The sequence below is a fragment of the Pseudomonas sp. CBZ-4 genome (assembly GCF_000346755.1).
In the GTDB taxonomy this organism is placed as follows: Bacteria; Pseudomonadota; Gammaproteobacteria; order Pseudomonadales; family Pseudomonadaceae; genus Aquipseudomonas.
In genome coordinates, this window is record NZ_ANNV01000113.1 from 42287 (window position 1) to 54891 (window position 12605).

Annotated in this window: 15 protein-coding genes; 9 read left to right on the plus strand and 6 right to left on the minus strand. The window is 62.1% G+C overall.

Annotated features, from left to right (window positions below; translation table 11 throughout):
- The first annotated feature begins 77 nt into the window (after positions 1-77).
- Complete coding sequence (locus B348_RS0115480) at positions 78-332, plus strand: TIGR02647 family protein (RefSeq protein WP_003195403.1); 255 nt, start codon at positions 78-80, stop codon at positions 330-332.
- A 169-nt stretch (positions 333-501) separates the two neighbouring features.
- Positions 502-3342, plus strand: coding sequence for a class I adenylate cyclase (locus B348_RS0115485; RefSeq protein WP_017736983.1), 2841 nt, complete (start codon positions 502-504; stop codon positions 3340-3342).
- Here the strand turns inward: B348_RS0115485 and rnk are convergent.
- From rnk to cyaY, 3 genes are all read right to left on the minus strand, one after another.
- Complete coding sequence (rnk, locus tag B348_RS0115490; RefSeq protein WP_017736984.1) at positions 3339-3752, minus strand: nucleoside diphosphate kinase regulator; 414 nt, start codon at positions 3750-3752, stop codon at positions 3339-3341. The two genes, B348_RS0115485 and rnk, sit on opposite strands and share 4 nt — an antisense overlap.
- A gap of 131 nt (positions 3753-3883) precedes the next feature.
- The gene (locus B348_RS1000000130995; protein ID WP_026136813.1) at positions 3884-4102 is read right to left on the minus strand and encodes a DUF1289 domain-containing protein; all 219 of its coding nucleotides are present in this window, start codon (positions 4100-4102) and stop codon (positions 3884-3886) included.
- Between the two features lie 2 nt (positions 4103-4104).
- Positions 4105-4437 carry an iron donor protein CyaY gene (gene cyaY / locus B348_RS0115500; protein WP_017736985.1) on the minus strand — a complete coding sequence of 111 codons (333 nt, stop codon included), beginning with the start codon at positions 4435-4437 and terminating at the stop codon, positions 4105-4107.
- A gap of 238 nt (positions 4438-4675) precedes the next feature.
- Here cyaY and B348_RS1000000131005 point away from each other — a divergent pair, with 238 nt between their 5' ends.
- Genes B348_RS1000000131005 through B348_RS0115530 form a run of 6 tightly spaced genes read left to right on the plus strand, consistent with a single transcriptional unit; the run spans position 4676 to position 9261 of the window.
- On the plus strand, positions 4676-4846 hold the full coding sequence (locus tag B348_RS1000000131005) for a lipoprotein (RefSeq protein ID WP_010207449.1): 171 nt from the start codon (positions 4676-4678) through the stop codon (positions 4844-4846).
- Positions 4847-4855: 9 nt separating this feature from the next.
- Positions 4856-6103, plus strand: a complete 1248-nt coding sequence (gene lysA, locus B348_RS0115510) for a diaminopimelate decarboxylase (RefSeq protein ID WP_017736986.1) — start codon at positions 4856-4858, stop codon at positions 6101-6103.
- 3 nt (positions 6104-6106) lie between these two features.
- On the plus strand, positions 6107-6937 hold the full coding sequence (gene dapF, locus B348_RS0115515; protein WP_017736987.1) for a diaminopimelate epimerase: 831 nt from the start codon (positions 6107-6109) through the stop codon (positions 6935-6937).
- Between the two features lie 13 nt (positions 6938-6950).
- The gene (locus B348_RS0115520; protein ID WP_017736988.1) at positions 6951-7667 is read left to right on the plus strand and encodes a DUF484 family protein; all 717 of its coding nucleotides are present in this window, start codon (positions 6951-6953) and stop codon (positions 7665-7667) included.
- 2 nt (positions 7668-7669) lie between these two features.
- Positions 7670-8569 carry a tyrosine recombinase XerC gene (xerC, locus tag B348_RS0115525; protein WP_017736989.1) on the plus strand — a complete coding sequence of 300 codons (900 nt, stop codon included), beginning with the start codon at positions 7670-7672 and terminating at the stop codon, positions 8567-8569.
- On the plus strand, positions 8566-9261 hold the full coding sequence (locus B348_RS0115530) for an HAD family hydrolase (RefSeq protein ID WP_017736990.1): 696 nt from the start codon (positions 8566-8568) through the stop codon (positions 9259-9261). Before xerC ends, B348_RS0115530 begins: the two co-directional genes overlap by 4 nt.
- Positions 9262-9450: 189 nt before the next feature.
- Here the strand turns inward: B348_RS0115530 and sutA are convergent, their stop codons facing one another.
- From sutA to glnK, 3 genes are all read right to left on the minus strand, one after another.
- Entirely contained in the window at positions 9451-9786 is a 336-nt protein-coding gene (sutA, locus tag B348_RS0115535) for a transcriptional regulator SutA (protein WP_017736991.1), read from the minus strand.
- Positions 9787-10133: 347 nt separating this feature from the next.
- Positions 10134-11471 (minus strand): ammonium transporter, encoded by a 1338-nt coding sequence (locus tag B348_RS0115545; protein WP_017736993.1) that lies wholly within the window; start codon positions 11469-11471, stop codon positions 10134-10136.
- A gap of 34 nt (positions 11472-11505) precedes the next feature.
- Complete coding sequence (gene glnK / locus B348_RS0115550; protein ID WP_002555808.1) at positions 11506-11844, minus strand: P-II family nitrogen regulator; 339 nt, start codon at positions 11842-11844, stop codon at positions 11506-11508.
- Positions 11845-12266: 422 nt separating this feature from the next.
- On the opposite strand from glnK, the gene B348_RS0115555 reads away from it, so the two are divergent.
- Positions 12267-12530 (plus strand): accessory factor UbiK family protein, encoded by a 264-nt coding sequence (locus tag B348_RS0115555; protein ID WP_017736994.1) that lies wholly within the window; start codon positions 12267-12269, stop codon positions 12528-12530.
- Positions 12531-12605 lie beyond the last annotated feature (75 nt).

Here is a 12605-nt window from a genome sequence, read left to right on the forward strand (position 1 = left end):
ACTGGACAGTTCGGCAAAGTGCGTTCACCTTATGGCCTGCTAGCCTCTAATAAATTCTTAGAAAGTCTGGAGTCCGTATGTCGTATACCCCTGAGTTGGTTGCCGAACTGGAAATCCTTGTACTCTTCCCATTAGACAGCACCAAGGAAGGTCTGAAAGTCCACCAGACCGCCGCCCCCACTGCTATCGCCGCTGCCAAGCGCCTCCACGCGAAAGGTCTGATCGACCAACCGGACGGCGGCTACCTGACCAGCCTGGGTCGTGACGCTGCAGAGCAGGCCCAAACCCTGCTGACCATCCTGACCACTGCCAGCACCAAAGAAGCCGCCTGATACCTGATCCCGCCCATGGAGTCCGCCCAATGCGGATTCCGGGGGCGTTGCTGTGAACGGGTTAAAGTTCTGGCGCCAAAAACCGATTACCTTCTAAACCTCCTACGCTACTGGCTGTAAACTCCAACACGGCCGCCCACGTCGGGCCCTGCGCGCCACCGAGTCCGACATGACCCGCACCCACGAAATCCGCCCAGACCTGGACGAAGGCATCGACCGTAAGGTCCTGGCCCAACTGCGCGCGCGGTTCATGGCCCTCAACGCAGGCCGCATGGCCCGGGCCGTCGAAGGGCTGACCCCACGCCAACAAAGCGTGTTGACCCTGCTGCCGCTGTTCTTTCACGTCAATCATCCGCTGTTGCCCGGCTACGTCTCCGGCAGCACGCCCGCCGGGCTGTCGAATTTCGAACCCGACGCCCAGGCCCTGACCGAAGCCCAGCGCCTGACCCGTTCGTTTTCCTACAAGCCGCGTCATGGCAACCCACCGCAACCCATCCACGGCCTGTTTCTGATGGGCAGCCTCGGCACCCTGGCCCAGGCCGACCAGAGCGATATGGACGTGTGGGTGTGCCACGCGCCGGACCTCGGCGAACACGAACTGGCCGAGCTGCGCAAGAAATGCCAGCTCCTGGAAACCTGGGCCCTGAGCATGGGGGCCGAGGCGCATTTTTTCCTGATCGAGCCGACCCGCTTTGTGCTCGGGGAGCGTGACGCCCAGCTCAGTTCCGACGACTGCGGCACCACCCAGCATTACCTGCTGCTGGACGAGTTCTACCGCACTGCCATCTGGCTCGCCGGGCGCACGCCGATCTGGTGGCTGGTGCCGGTGTACGAAGAAGCCCGCTACGCCGAGTTCACCCATACGTTGATCTCCAAGCGGTTTATCCGTGCCGATGAAACCCTCGACCTCGGCCACCTGGCGCGCATTCCTCCCGGGGAATTCATCGGCGCCGGGCTGTGGCAACTGTTCAAGGGCATCGAATCGCCCTACAAGTCCGTGCTCAAGCTGCTGCTGACTGAGGTCTACGCCAGCGAACACCCCCGCGTGCACTGCCTGAGCCTGCGCTTCAAGCGGGCGGTGTTCGCCAACCAGATGGACCTGGATGAGCTCGACCCGTACATCGTGGTCTACCGCCGCATCGAGGAATACCTCAAGGCGCGCAACGAACCCGAGCGCCTGGAACTGGTCCGGCGCGCCCTGTACCTCAAGGTCAACCGCAAGCTCAGCGCTGGCCAGCGCACCACCAGCTGGCAACGTCTGCTGCTGGAGCGCCTGGCCCAGGAATGGGGCTGGGACCAGCGCCAACTGGCCCTGCTGGACAGCCGCAGCCAATGGAAAGTGCGCCAGGTCGCCTCCGAACGCCGCGCCCTGGTCAGCGAGCTGAACTACAGCTACCGCTTCCTCACCCAGTTCGCCCGCACCGAACAAACCGCCAGCCTGGTCAACAAGCGCGACCTCAATGTGCTGGGCCGCCGCCTGTATGCGGCCTTTGAACGCAAGGCCGGCAAAGTCGAGTTCATCAACCCCGGCATCGCCCCGGACCTGGCCGAAGACACCCTGACCCTGGTGCAGTCGCCCAACCGCAAGGAACCCGGCCAGCATTTCTGGGGCCTGTACAACGGCAACCTGACGGCCCAGGAGTCCGAACACTTCGCGCCGATCAAGCGCAGCCGCGACCTGCTGGAAATGCTCACCTGGTGCCATCGCAACGGCGTGATCGACAGCAGCACCCGCCTGGCCTTGCACCCAGGCATCAGCGACATGACCGAATTCGAGCTGTTCAACCTGCTGGGCAGCCTGCAACAGAGCATCGCCCTGCCCCTGGCCAGCGTCGATGAAGAACGCCTGCTGCGCTCGGCGGTGCCGGAAGAAGTGTTGCTGCTGATCAACGTCGGCGTCGACCCGCTCAAGCATCACCGTGACTTGAACATCCTGATGACCACCGAGCGCACCGACTCCTTGAGCTACGCCGGGGTGCGCGACAACCTGGTGCTGACCCTGGACCAGGTCACGCTCAATAGCTGGAACGAAGTGCTGGTCAGCCGCTACGACGGCCCCCACGCCCTGCTCGATTGCCTGCGCGACTACCTCAACCAACTGCCCTCGGACCACCTGCCGCGCCTGCGGGTGCGTTGTTTCTGCCACAACCGTGCGCAGTTCATTGCCCAGCGCGTCGAAGAAATCTTCGACACCGCGCAGAACCTGCTGCTCGGCCAGGGCAACCACCGCTACCTGTTGCAGGTGCAGCAGCACTACCACGTGATGGAACTGGTTCCCGGCCAGGCCACTCACGTACCGCTGCCGACCCAGGACGCGTTGATCACCTACCTCAGCGAAGAGCTGGCGAGCTACAGCCCGCTGCACCTGGACGCCATGGCCCTGGAAGACCACGACCTGGCCTTGCTGCTGCCCATGGGCATGGCCGATTGCGTGCAGGTGTTCTACCGGATCAACGAAGGCGTGGCCGAGTTGTATGTGCTGGATGAGTTCAATGCGCTCTGGCAGCAGCGCTTGCCGTTCCATGATGAGCAGAGCCTGCTGGCACCGTTGCAGCGTTTCCTGCAATCGATCCTCTTCCGCCGCGAAGCACTGGCACCGCTGGACACACAACAACCCTTGGGTGAAGTGCAGGTCTTGTACTACCAACTGTTACCGTCGGGCAGCAACCGCGCGCGCACCGTCGAGCCTCGACCGGCTCCGCAGAACTCGGCGAACAAACCGTTTTATGACGTGCAGGCGATTATTGGCAAGGCCGCGCCTGGCCAGGTGGGCGTGACCCTGTACTGCAATCAGCGGGAGTTCTGCGAGCTGGAATTTGGCGACCAGCTATTTGCCGTGGTCGCCCAGGAGATCATCGGGCAGCGCCGGGAAACCGAGCGCTACCGCTGCTACATCACGGATCTGGACCTGTCAGGCCTGCTCGGCGATGGGCAAAGCCCGAGCAACCTGTACCTGCGCTACAAGGCCGAGTTGGAGCTGTCGCTCAACGCGGCGCTGAACCAGGTTTAGAGCGGGAAAGGGCCGCCATCTTTAGGCTGGCCTTCAACACTGAGCAATTCCAGCTTGAGGGTCTTGCCACCCGGCGCGGGCCAATCGATGTGCTGGCCCACTTGCAGGCCGAGCAACGCGCTGCCCACCGGCGCCAGGATCGAGATCTTGCCTTCATCGGCATTCGCGTGTTTCGGGTAGACCAGGGTCAGGTGGTAGTCCTTGCCGCTGCCTTGTTCACGGCAATGCACGCTGGAGTTCATGGTCACGACACCCGCAGGCACTTCATCGTGGCCAACCACGTCTTCGGCGCGGTCGAGTTCGGCTTGCAACGCTTCGACGCCAGGAGACTCGTCGCCCAGGCGGTCGATCAGTTGCTCCAGACGCTGCACGTCAAGACGGGTGAGGATGATGGACGGTGCGGTGGTCATGATTCAGGCAGACTCCTTTTTTCTGCACAAAAAAGCAAAACCCCGCCAGGAAAAGGCGGGGTTCTCACGGGCCTCGATGAGTTGAGGCGTAGCCGGACACTACCACAGCGTCACAAATAAACAAGACGACCTCAGGCGCTGCCCCTGCGTTGCTCGGCCTGGGCGCAGATCACCCGGCGTCGCGCATCGTCGGCAGAGCGCCATTCACGGATGTCTTCGACGTGGCGGAAGCAGCCGCGGCAGACTTTCTCCTCGTCCAGGCGACACAAACTGATACAAGGTGACGGCACCGCCGGGCTGACATTGCTGAACAGCGGCTTGGGCGGGCGTACGGGTGTGGGCTGCGTCACGATCAGATCTCGTCGAAATCCAGCTCGGCGCTGGTGTATTCCTGGACCAGGCGCGCGAGCATTTCGCCCAACAGCTCTTCGCTCTTGTCGCACTGCCATTTGCCACTTTCTTCGTCGTAGTCGAAGTGCACGCCACCGGAACGCGCCGCCAGCCACAGTTGGCGCAAAGGCTCCTGGCGGCTGAAGATCAGCTGTTGGCCGGTCTCGAATTTGACGGTCAGCACGCCCGCCGAGTTTTCCAGGTCCACGTCCAGGCCGCTGTCGTCGAAAATATCTTCCAGCGCCTGCTGGGTAGCATCCACCAAGTCGTGAAAACGGGCTTCGGTCAAACTCATTGTGGCAACCTCAAAAGTGTCTGGTTTTGCTCAAGCGCCGCACGATACGGGCGAGCCCGGCCGATTGCAAAGGATACCGATCCCATCGCGATTGGCGGTATGAAATATCCCCAGCCAGCGTAGTCCGCTTCACAGCCGTCTCGGCAAACCCCCGTCGGACGGGTATTTCAGCGCATAGGCAAGCTGGCAGGTGGTCGGTATACTCGGGCGCAATTAATGCATATTCAAGGATTTCGCCATGAAGCGCCTGATCTCTTCCCTTGCTGCGCTCGTCGCGGTCGCTTGCCTCGTTAGTGCCTGTGGTCAAAAAGGCCCGCTGTACCTGCCCGATGACAGCAAAGACCCGAATGAACAGGCGCAATCCTCGCAAAAGCCATCCAAAGCGCATAAGCACGACACCTACGAATAAGGGAGCTCCATGGACGCTTTTAACTACCGGGACGGCGAGCTGTTCGCGGAAGGCGTGGCGTTGTCCGCGATTGCCCAGCGCTTTGGCACCCCGACCTATGTGTACTCCCGTGCGCACATCGAAGCTCAATACCGCAGCTTTGCCGACGCGCTGGAAGGCACGCCGAGCCTGGTGTGCTACGCGGTCAAGGCCAACTCCAACCTGGGTGTACTGAATGTCCTGGCGCGTCTGGGCGCTGGTTTCGACATCGTCTCCCGTGGCGAGCTGGAACGTGTGCTGGCCGCCGGCGGCCAGGCTGACAAGATCGTGTTCTCCGGCGTCGGCAAGAGCCGCGAAGACATGCGCCGCGCCCTCGAAGTCGGCGTGCATTGCTTCAACGTCGAATCCACCGACGAACTCGAGCGCCTGCAAGTGGTAGCCGCCGAGATGGGCGTTCGCGCGCCGATCTCCCTGCGCGTCAACCCGGACGTCGATGCCGGCACCCACCCGTACATTTCCACCGGTCTCAAAGAGAACAAGTTCGGCATCGCCATTGCCGACGCCGAGGACGTGTACATCCGCGCCGCCCAACTGCCAAACCTGGAAGTACTGGGCGTCGATTGCCACATCGGCTCGCAACTGACCACCCTGCCACCGTTCATCGATGCCCTCGACCGCCTGCTGGCGCTGGTCGATCGTCTCGGCGAATGCGGCATCTACCTGCACCACATCGACCTCGGTGGTGGCGTGGGTGTGCGTTATCGCGACGAAGAGCCGCCGCTGATCGCCGACTACATCCAGGCCGTGCGCGAGCGCATCGAAGGCCGTGGCCTGACGCTGATGTTCGAGCCGGGCCGCTACATCGTCGCCAATGCCGGCGTGCTGCTGACCCAGGTCGAGTACCTCAAGCACACCGAGCACAAGGATTTCGCCATCGTCGATGCGGCGATGAACGACCTGATCCGCCCGGCGCTGTACCAGGCCTGGATGAATGTCACCGCCGTGGCGCCGCGCGACAGCGCAGCCCGCGCCTACGACATCGTCGGCCCGATCTGCGAGACCGGCGACTTCCTGGCCAAGGATCGTCAGTTGGCCCTGGAAGAAGGCGATCTGCTGGCCGTGCATTCGGCCGGTGCCTACGGGTTTGTCATGAGCTCCAACTACAACACCCGCGGTCGTACCGCCGAGGTGCTGGTGGACGGTGATCAAGCGTTTGAAGTGCGTCGCCGCGAGACGGTAGCCGAGTTGTATGCTGGCGAAAGCCTGCTGCCGGAGTAAGCCATGCTGCTGCGTTTTACCAAGATGCACGGGCTGGGCAATGACTTCATGGTCCTCGACCTGGTCAGCCAGCACGCGCATATCCTGCCCAAGCACGCCAAGCAATGGGGTGACCGGCACACCGGCATTGGTTTCGACCAGTTGCTGATCGTCGAGGCGCCGAGCAACCCGGAGGTGGATTTCCGTTATCGGATCTTCAACTCCGACGGTTCCGAAGTGGAACAGTGCGGCAACGGTGCGCGCTGCTTCGCCCGCTTTGTGCTGGACAAGCGCCTGACCGCCAAGCGGCAGATCCGCGTCGAGACCAAGAGCGGCGTGATCGAGCTGGATATCCGCAGCGACGGCCAGATCAGCGTCAATATGGGCGCGCCACGCCTGGTGCCGGCGGACATTCCGTTCCAGGCCACCGAGCAAGCAACCAGCTACGCGGTGGATGTCGACGGCCAGATCGTCGACCTGGCCGCCGTGTCCATGGGCAACCCCCATGCGGTGCTGCGGGTCAACGACATCAATAACGCGCCCGTGCATGAATTGGGGCCGAAGATCGAACACCACCCGCGCTTTCCCGCGCGGGTCAACGTAGGCTTCCTACAGGTGATCGACCGTTCCCGCGCGCAATTGCGCGTCTGGGAACGCGGCGCCGGCGAAACCCAGGCTTGCGGCACCGGTGCTTGCGCCGCGGCCGTGGCCGCGATCAGCCAGGGGTGGATGGATTCGCCGCTGTTGATCGACCTGCCCGGTGGACGCCTGTCCATCGAATGGGCAGGCCCAGGCCACCCGGTGCTGATGACCGGGCCGGCCTCGCGTGTATACGAAGGACAGGTCCGTCTATGAGTGAGCCCAGCCAATGACCGATAAGCCTCAAGTACCCGCACAAGCATCCCCGAGCGACAGTCTGGAGGCCGCTGCCGTCGCGGCGTACCTTGAGGCTAATCCGGACTTCTTCGTCCAGCACGAAGAACTGCTGCCGGCCCTGCGCATCCCCCACCAGCGTGGCGACACCGTGTCGCTGGTGGAGCGACAGATGAAGATCCTGCGCGAGCGCAATATCGAAATGCGCCACAAGCTCTCGCACCTGATGGACGTGGCCCGCGACAACGACCGCCTGTTCGAGAAGACCCGGCGCCTGATCCTCGCGCTGATGGATGCCACCAGCCTGGAAGAAACGGTGATCGCCGTGGAAGACAGCCTGCGCCAGGATTTCCAGGTGCCCTTTGTCAGCCTGATCCTGTTCAGCGACAACCCGATGCCGGTGGGCCGTTGGGTCAGCGGCAGCGACGCACAAACCGCCATTGGTGGCCTGCTGTCCGAAGGCAAGACCATCAGCGGCACCTTGCGCGAGCACGAGCTGGACTTCCTCTTTGGCGCCGAACAGCGCCAGCAGATCGGCTCCACCGCCGTGGTCGCCCTCAGCCATCAAGGCCTGCATGGCGTGCTGGCCATCGCCAGCCGTGATCCGGCGCACTACAAAAGCTCGGTGGGCACGTTGTTCCTGACCTACATCGCCGAAGTGCTGGGCCGCGTCCTGCCGCGCTTCACCACCGCCCTGCGCGCGGTGCGCTAGCCATGGAACGGCAACTGGACGCTTATTGCGCTCACCTGCGCAACGAGCGCCAGGTGTCGCCCCATACGCTGGAAGCCTACCGACGGGACTTGAACAAGGTCCTGGCGTTCTGCGAAAAACAACAGATCAACAGCTGGAAAGCCCTGGATATCCAGAGCCTGCGCAGCCTGGTCGCACGCCTGCACCAGGCCGGTCAATCCTCGCCCAGCCTGTCGCGCCTGCTGTCGGCGGTACGCGGCCTCTATCACTATCTCAATCGCGAAGGGCTGTGCGACCACGACCCGGCCAACGGCCTGTCACCGCCCAAGGGCGAACGGCGCCTGCCCAAGACCCTCGACACCGACCGCGCCCTGCAACTGCTGGATGGTGCGGTCGAAGACGACTTCCTCGCCCATCGCGACCAGGCGATCCTGGAGCTGTTCTATTCCTCGGGCCTGCGCCTGTCGGAGCTGACCGGCCTGAACCTGGATCAACTGGACCTGGCGGACGGCCTGGTGCAGGTGCTCGGCAAGGGCAGCAAGACCCGCGTGCTGCCGGTGGGCCGCAAAGCCCGGGAAGCCTTGCAGCTGTGGCTGCCGTTGCGGCTGCTGACCAACCCGGCTGACGATGCGGTGTTTGTCAGCCAGCAGGGCCGGCGCCTGGGGCCACGCGCCATCCAGTTACGCGTCAAGGCCGCCGGCGAGCGCGAGCTGGGGCAGAACCTGCACCCGCACATGCTGCGGCACTCGTTTGCCAGCCATATGCTGGAGTCGTCCCAGGACCTGCGCGCCGTGCAGGAACTGCTCGGCCATGCCGACATCAAGACCACGCAGATCTACACCCATCTGGATTTCCAACACCTGGCAACGGTGTACGACAGCGCCCATCCACGGGCCAAACGCATCAAGGGCGGCGACTCATGAGTATCAAGCTGATCACCTTCGACCTGGACGACACGCTCTGGGACAACGTACCCGTCATCATCAGCGCCGAAGCGTCGATGCGCGAATGGCTGGCCACCCATGCGCCAGAGGTCGGCGAGTTGCCGCTGGAGCATTTCGCCAACCTGCGCCAGCAGGTGCTGGAGCGCGATCCCGAGCTGAAACACCGCATCAGCATCCTGCGTCAGCGGGTGTTGACCCACGCCTTTGAAGAAGCCGGTTATCCACAACCCGAGGCCACGCAAATGGCCGATGTGTGCTTTGAAGCGTTCATCCATGCACGCCATCAGCTCACCCCGTTCCCTGAAGCCGTGCCGATGTTGCAAGCGCTGCGCCAGCACTTCCTGTTGGGGGTGATCACCAATGGCAATGCCGATGTGCAGCGCGTCGGGCTGGCCGATTACTTCCATTTTGCCCTGCGCGCCGAAGATATCGGCATTGCCAAGCCGGATGCGCGATTGTTCCAGGAGGCGATGAAGCGCGGTGGCGTGGAGGCCAGTGCGGCGGTGCATATTGGCGATCATCCGGGGGATGATATTGCCGGGGCGCAACAGGCGGGGCTGCGGGCGGTGTGGTTTAACCCGACGGGTAAGGTGTGGGATGGGGAAAAAAACCCTGATGCACAGATTCGCAACTTGGCTGAACTTCCAGCGCTCCTCAAAAGCTGGAATTAACACCGGGCCCAATGTGGGAGCTGGCTTGCCTGCGATAGCGGTGGGCCAGGCACCACAGGGCTAACTGACAGACCGCCATCGCAGGCAAGCCAGCTCCCACAGGGTATTGCTGTGCCCTGATGAGTTTGTTCCAGACATGAAAAAGCCCGCAGCGACGGCGGGCTTTTTCCTACAAGCAGGTGGCTGACCTCAGATAGGTCGGCTGCCGTACTTGTTATCCGGCTTCTTCGGTGGATCAGCCACCACGTTGGCCTCGACTTCCTGCACTTTGCCGCCTTTAGCGAGGAATTCTTCCATCGCACGGGCCAACGCATCGCGCTCTTTGTTCTTGGCTTCAACGCTCGGCAATTCGTCTACCGAAACAGCGGCCTTGGCTTTGCCTTTGGCTTTGGGTGCTGCGTCGCCGTCGCCACTGTCCTCGGCTTCGTCGGCACCGTCGTCAACGGCTGCTGCGTCAAGACCTTCATCGGTCTCGTCGTCGTCACCTACTTCGAGGTCGTCGTTTTCCAGATCATCGTCGCTCATGTTCTACCTCATGACTTGCGAAAAGCAGATTAGTTATAGCCCAGCTTCATCCTCTGTCGAGGCCGCCGGAAAAAAATCAACATCCACTGGATAACCAGTGGCTTATGCCCCATCACCGTGAGCGGTGGCGAGGACTTCACAAGCAGCGCCATGATCACGCTGCTCGCCCAGATAAATACAGTTTTGCGCCCATCGGCGCGCATTCTAGCGCGCTCTGGGAAAAAACAAAGTGCCGAATACGCCTACATGCCTGTAAGACATTCGCATGCGGGGCCGCGCCGTGTGCTCCCTCTCACAAACACCAGACAAAAAAATGCCCGGCAAGCCGGGCATTTTTTTTCGCATACTTACAAGTTGTAGCCGCGTTCGTTGTGTTGCGCCAGGTCGAGGCCGACCGCCTCTTCCTCTTCGGTGACCCGCAGGCCCATGACCATGTCCAGCACCTTGAGGATGATGTAGGTCACGATTGCCGTGTAGATCACGGTGAAGCCGACGCCTTTGCACTGGATCCAGACCTGTGCAGCCACGTCAGTCACGGTGCCGAAGCCACCCAGGGCCGGAGCGGCGAACACACCGGTCAGGATCGCACCGACGATACCGCCGATACCGTGCACGCCGAATGCGTCCAGGGAGTCGTCGTAGCCCAGCTTGCGCTTGAGGCTGGTGGCGCAGAAGAAGCAGATCACACCGGCCACCAGGCCGATCACCAGGGCGCCCATCGGGCCCACGGTGCCCGCAGCTGGCGTGATTGCAACCAGGCCGGCTACCACGCCCGAGGCAATGCCCAGTGCGCTTGGCTTACCGTGGGTGATCCACTCGGCGAACATCCAGCCCAGCGCCGCCGCAGCGGTAGCGATCTGGGTGACCAGCATCGCCATGCCGGCGGTGCCGTTGGCCGCAGCGGCGGAACCGGCGTTGAAGCCGAACCAGCCGATCCACAGCATGGCCGCACCGATCAGGGTGTAACCGAGGTTGTGCGGTGCCATTGGGGTGGTCGGGAAGCCTTTGCGCTTGCCGAGCACGATGCACGCCACCAGGCCAGCCACACCGGCGTTGATGTGCACCACGGTGCCGCCGGCGAAGTCCAGCACACCCCAGTCCCACATCAGGCCGCCGTTGCCGCTCCAGACCATGTGCGCAATCGGCGCATAAACCAGAGTGAACCAGATAGCCATGAAGATCAGCATCGCGGAGAACTTCATGCGCTCGGCAAACGCACCGACGATCAGCGCCGGAGTGATGATGGCGAACGTCATCTGGAAGGTGATGAACACCGCCTCAGGGAACAATGCCGCAGGCCCGGTGATGCTGGCCGGGGTCACGCCCGCCAGGAACGCCTTGCCCATGCCGCCGAAGAAGGAGTTGAAGTTGACCACACCCTGTTCCATACCGGTGGTATCGAACGCGATGCTGTAGCCGTAGACAACCCACAGGATGCTGATCAGGCCAGTGATGGCGAAGCACTGCATCATCACCGACAGAATATTCTTGGAGCGGACCATGCCGCCGTAGAACAGCGCCAGGCCAGGGATGGTCATGAACAGCACCAGTGCGGTGGCGGTCAGCATCCAGGCGGTGTCGCCGGAGTTGAGGACTGGAGCAGCCACTTCGTCTGCCGCCATGGCCAGGCTTGGCATTACGATGGACAACAGGGCTCCGAGCCCTGCGAATTTACGCAGAGTCATATTGTTTTCTCCTGGGGCGTTGGGGTTTGGCGGCTTAGATTGCGTCGGTATCGGTTTCGCCGGTACGGATGCGAATAGCCTGTTCCAGATTGACCACGAAGATCTTGCCGTCACCGATCTTGCCGGTGTTGGCCGCCTTGGTTATCGCCTCGATAACCCGGTCAAGATCCTTGTCGTCAATGGCGACATCAATCTTCACCTTCGGCAGGAAATCGACCACGTATTCCGCGCCGCGATACAGCTCGGTGTGACCCTTCTGCCGACCGAAGCCTTTGACCTCAGTGACGGTAATGCCCTGCACGCCGATCTCGGACAACGACTCGCGTACATCGTCCAACTTGAACGGCTTGATGATGGCAGTGACTAGCTTCATGAAAACTCTCTCCCGAATTGGTGGACTTGCCCCAGGAAAACAAACCCGTCTCAAGTCTAAGCGCAGTGCCTGGCTTTGTAACGCGTCGTCGCGAAGGCAATTGCCTTTGTGACGCCAGCGATCCACTGGTGACGAAACCTGTACCCCTGATCCGTCGGCGCACTGCATTCGTCACAGCGACTGCATCAGTGCATGGGTCATGATCGTCTAAGCAGAAACCTTGCCAGCTCCGTAAAAATCACTGAAATCAGTCCTTTGCCCACGTTTGCCCAGCTATGGGGTGTTTTGGCGACGGCAATGCGCACAAAAACAGTGCGCCGCCGTACGGCACGTTGCGCGAAAAGCGTGCGCTGGCGGCGGTAAAAAAGACTATAGACGCCGCGTGATACACTGCCGGCCAACAGTTTCTCGGAATATTTCCCATGCTCGCGCCCAAAGACCTCCTCGACGCCCTGAGCGGCCACGCCTCTCGCCTGTTCAGCGGCGACACCCCGCTGCCCCGCACTGAAATCGAAAGCCAGTTCAAGGCGCTGCTGCAAAGCGGCTTCAGCAAGCTCGACCTGGTGAGCCGGGAAGAGTTTGACAGCCAGATGGTCGTGCTGGCCCGCACCCGTGCGCGGCTTGAGAGCCTGGAAGCGAAAGTCGCCGAACTGGAAGCGCGGTTGACCCCGCCACCTGCTGAATAAACGCGGTCCATGTGGGAGCTGGCTTGCCTGCGATAGCGGGGGGGCAGCTCCCACATCTGTAACTGATAGACCGCT

Bases quoted from the DNA above. Each gene is read 5' to 3' on its own strand.
- B348_RS0115530 (WP_017736990.1), top strand. From the start codon at position 8,566: ATGAGTATCAAGCTGATCACCTTCGACCTGGACGACACGCTCTGGGAC.
- cyaY (WP_017736985.1), bottom strand. From the start codon at position 4,437: ATGAGTTTGACCGAAGCCCGTTTTCACGACTTGGTGGATGCTACCCAG.
- B348_RS0115485 (WP_017736983.1), top strand. From the start codon at position 502: ATGACCCGCACCCACGAAATCCGCCCAGACCTGGACGAAGGCATCGAC.
- B348_RS1000000131005 (WP_010207449.1), top strand. From the start codon at position 4,676: ATGAAGCGCCTGATCTCTTCCCTTGCTGCGCTCGTCGCGGTCGCTTGC.
- glnK (WP_002555808.1), bottom strand. From the start codon at position 11,844: ATGAAGCTAGTCACTGCCATCATCAAGCCGTTCAAGTTGGACGATGTA.
- sutA (WP_017736991.1), bottom strand. From the start codon at position 9,786: ATGAGCGACGATGATCTGGAAAACGACGACCTCGAAGTAGGTGACGAC.
- rnk (WP_017736984.1), bottom strand. From the start codon at position 3,752: ATGACCACCGCACCGTCCATCATCCTCACCCGTCTTGACGTGCAGCGT.
- B348_RS0115480 (WP_003195403.1), top strand. From the start codon at position 78: ATGTCGTATACCCCTGAGTTGGTTGCCGAACTGGAAATCCTTGTACTC.
- B348_RS0115545 (WP_017736993.1), bottom strand. From the start codon at position 11,471: ATGACTCTGCGTAAATTCGCAGGGCTCGGAGCCCTGTTGTCCATCGTA.
- B348_RS0115520 (WP_017736988.1), top strand. From the start codon at position 6,951: ATGACCGATAAGCCTCAAGTACCCGCACAAGCATCCCCGAGCGACAGT.
- lysA (WP_017736986.1), top strand. From the start codon at position 4,856: ATGGACGCTTTTAACTACCGGGACGGCGAGCTGTTCGCGGAAGGCGTG.
- xerC (WP_017736989.1), top strand. From the start codon at position 7,670: ATGGAACGGCAACTGGACGCTTATTGCGCTCACCTGCGCAACGAGCGC.
- dapF (WP_017736987.1), top strand. From the start codon at position 6,107: ATGCTGCTGCGTTTTACCAAGATGCACGGGCTGGGCAATGACTTCATG.
- B348_RS0115555 (WP_017736994.1), top strand. From the start codon at position 12,267: ATGCTCGCGCCCAAAGACCTCCTCGACGCCCTGAGCGGCCACGCCTCT.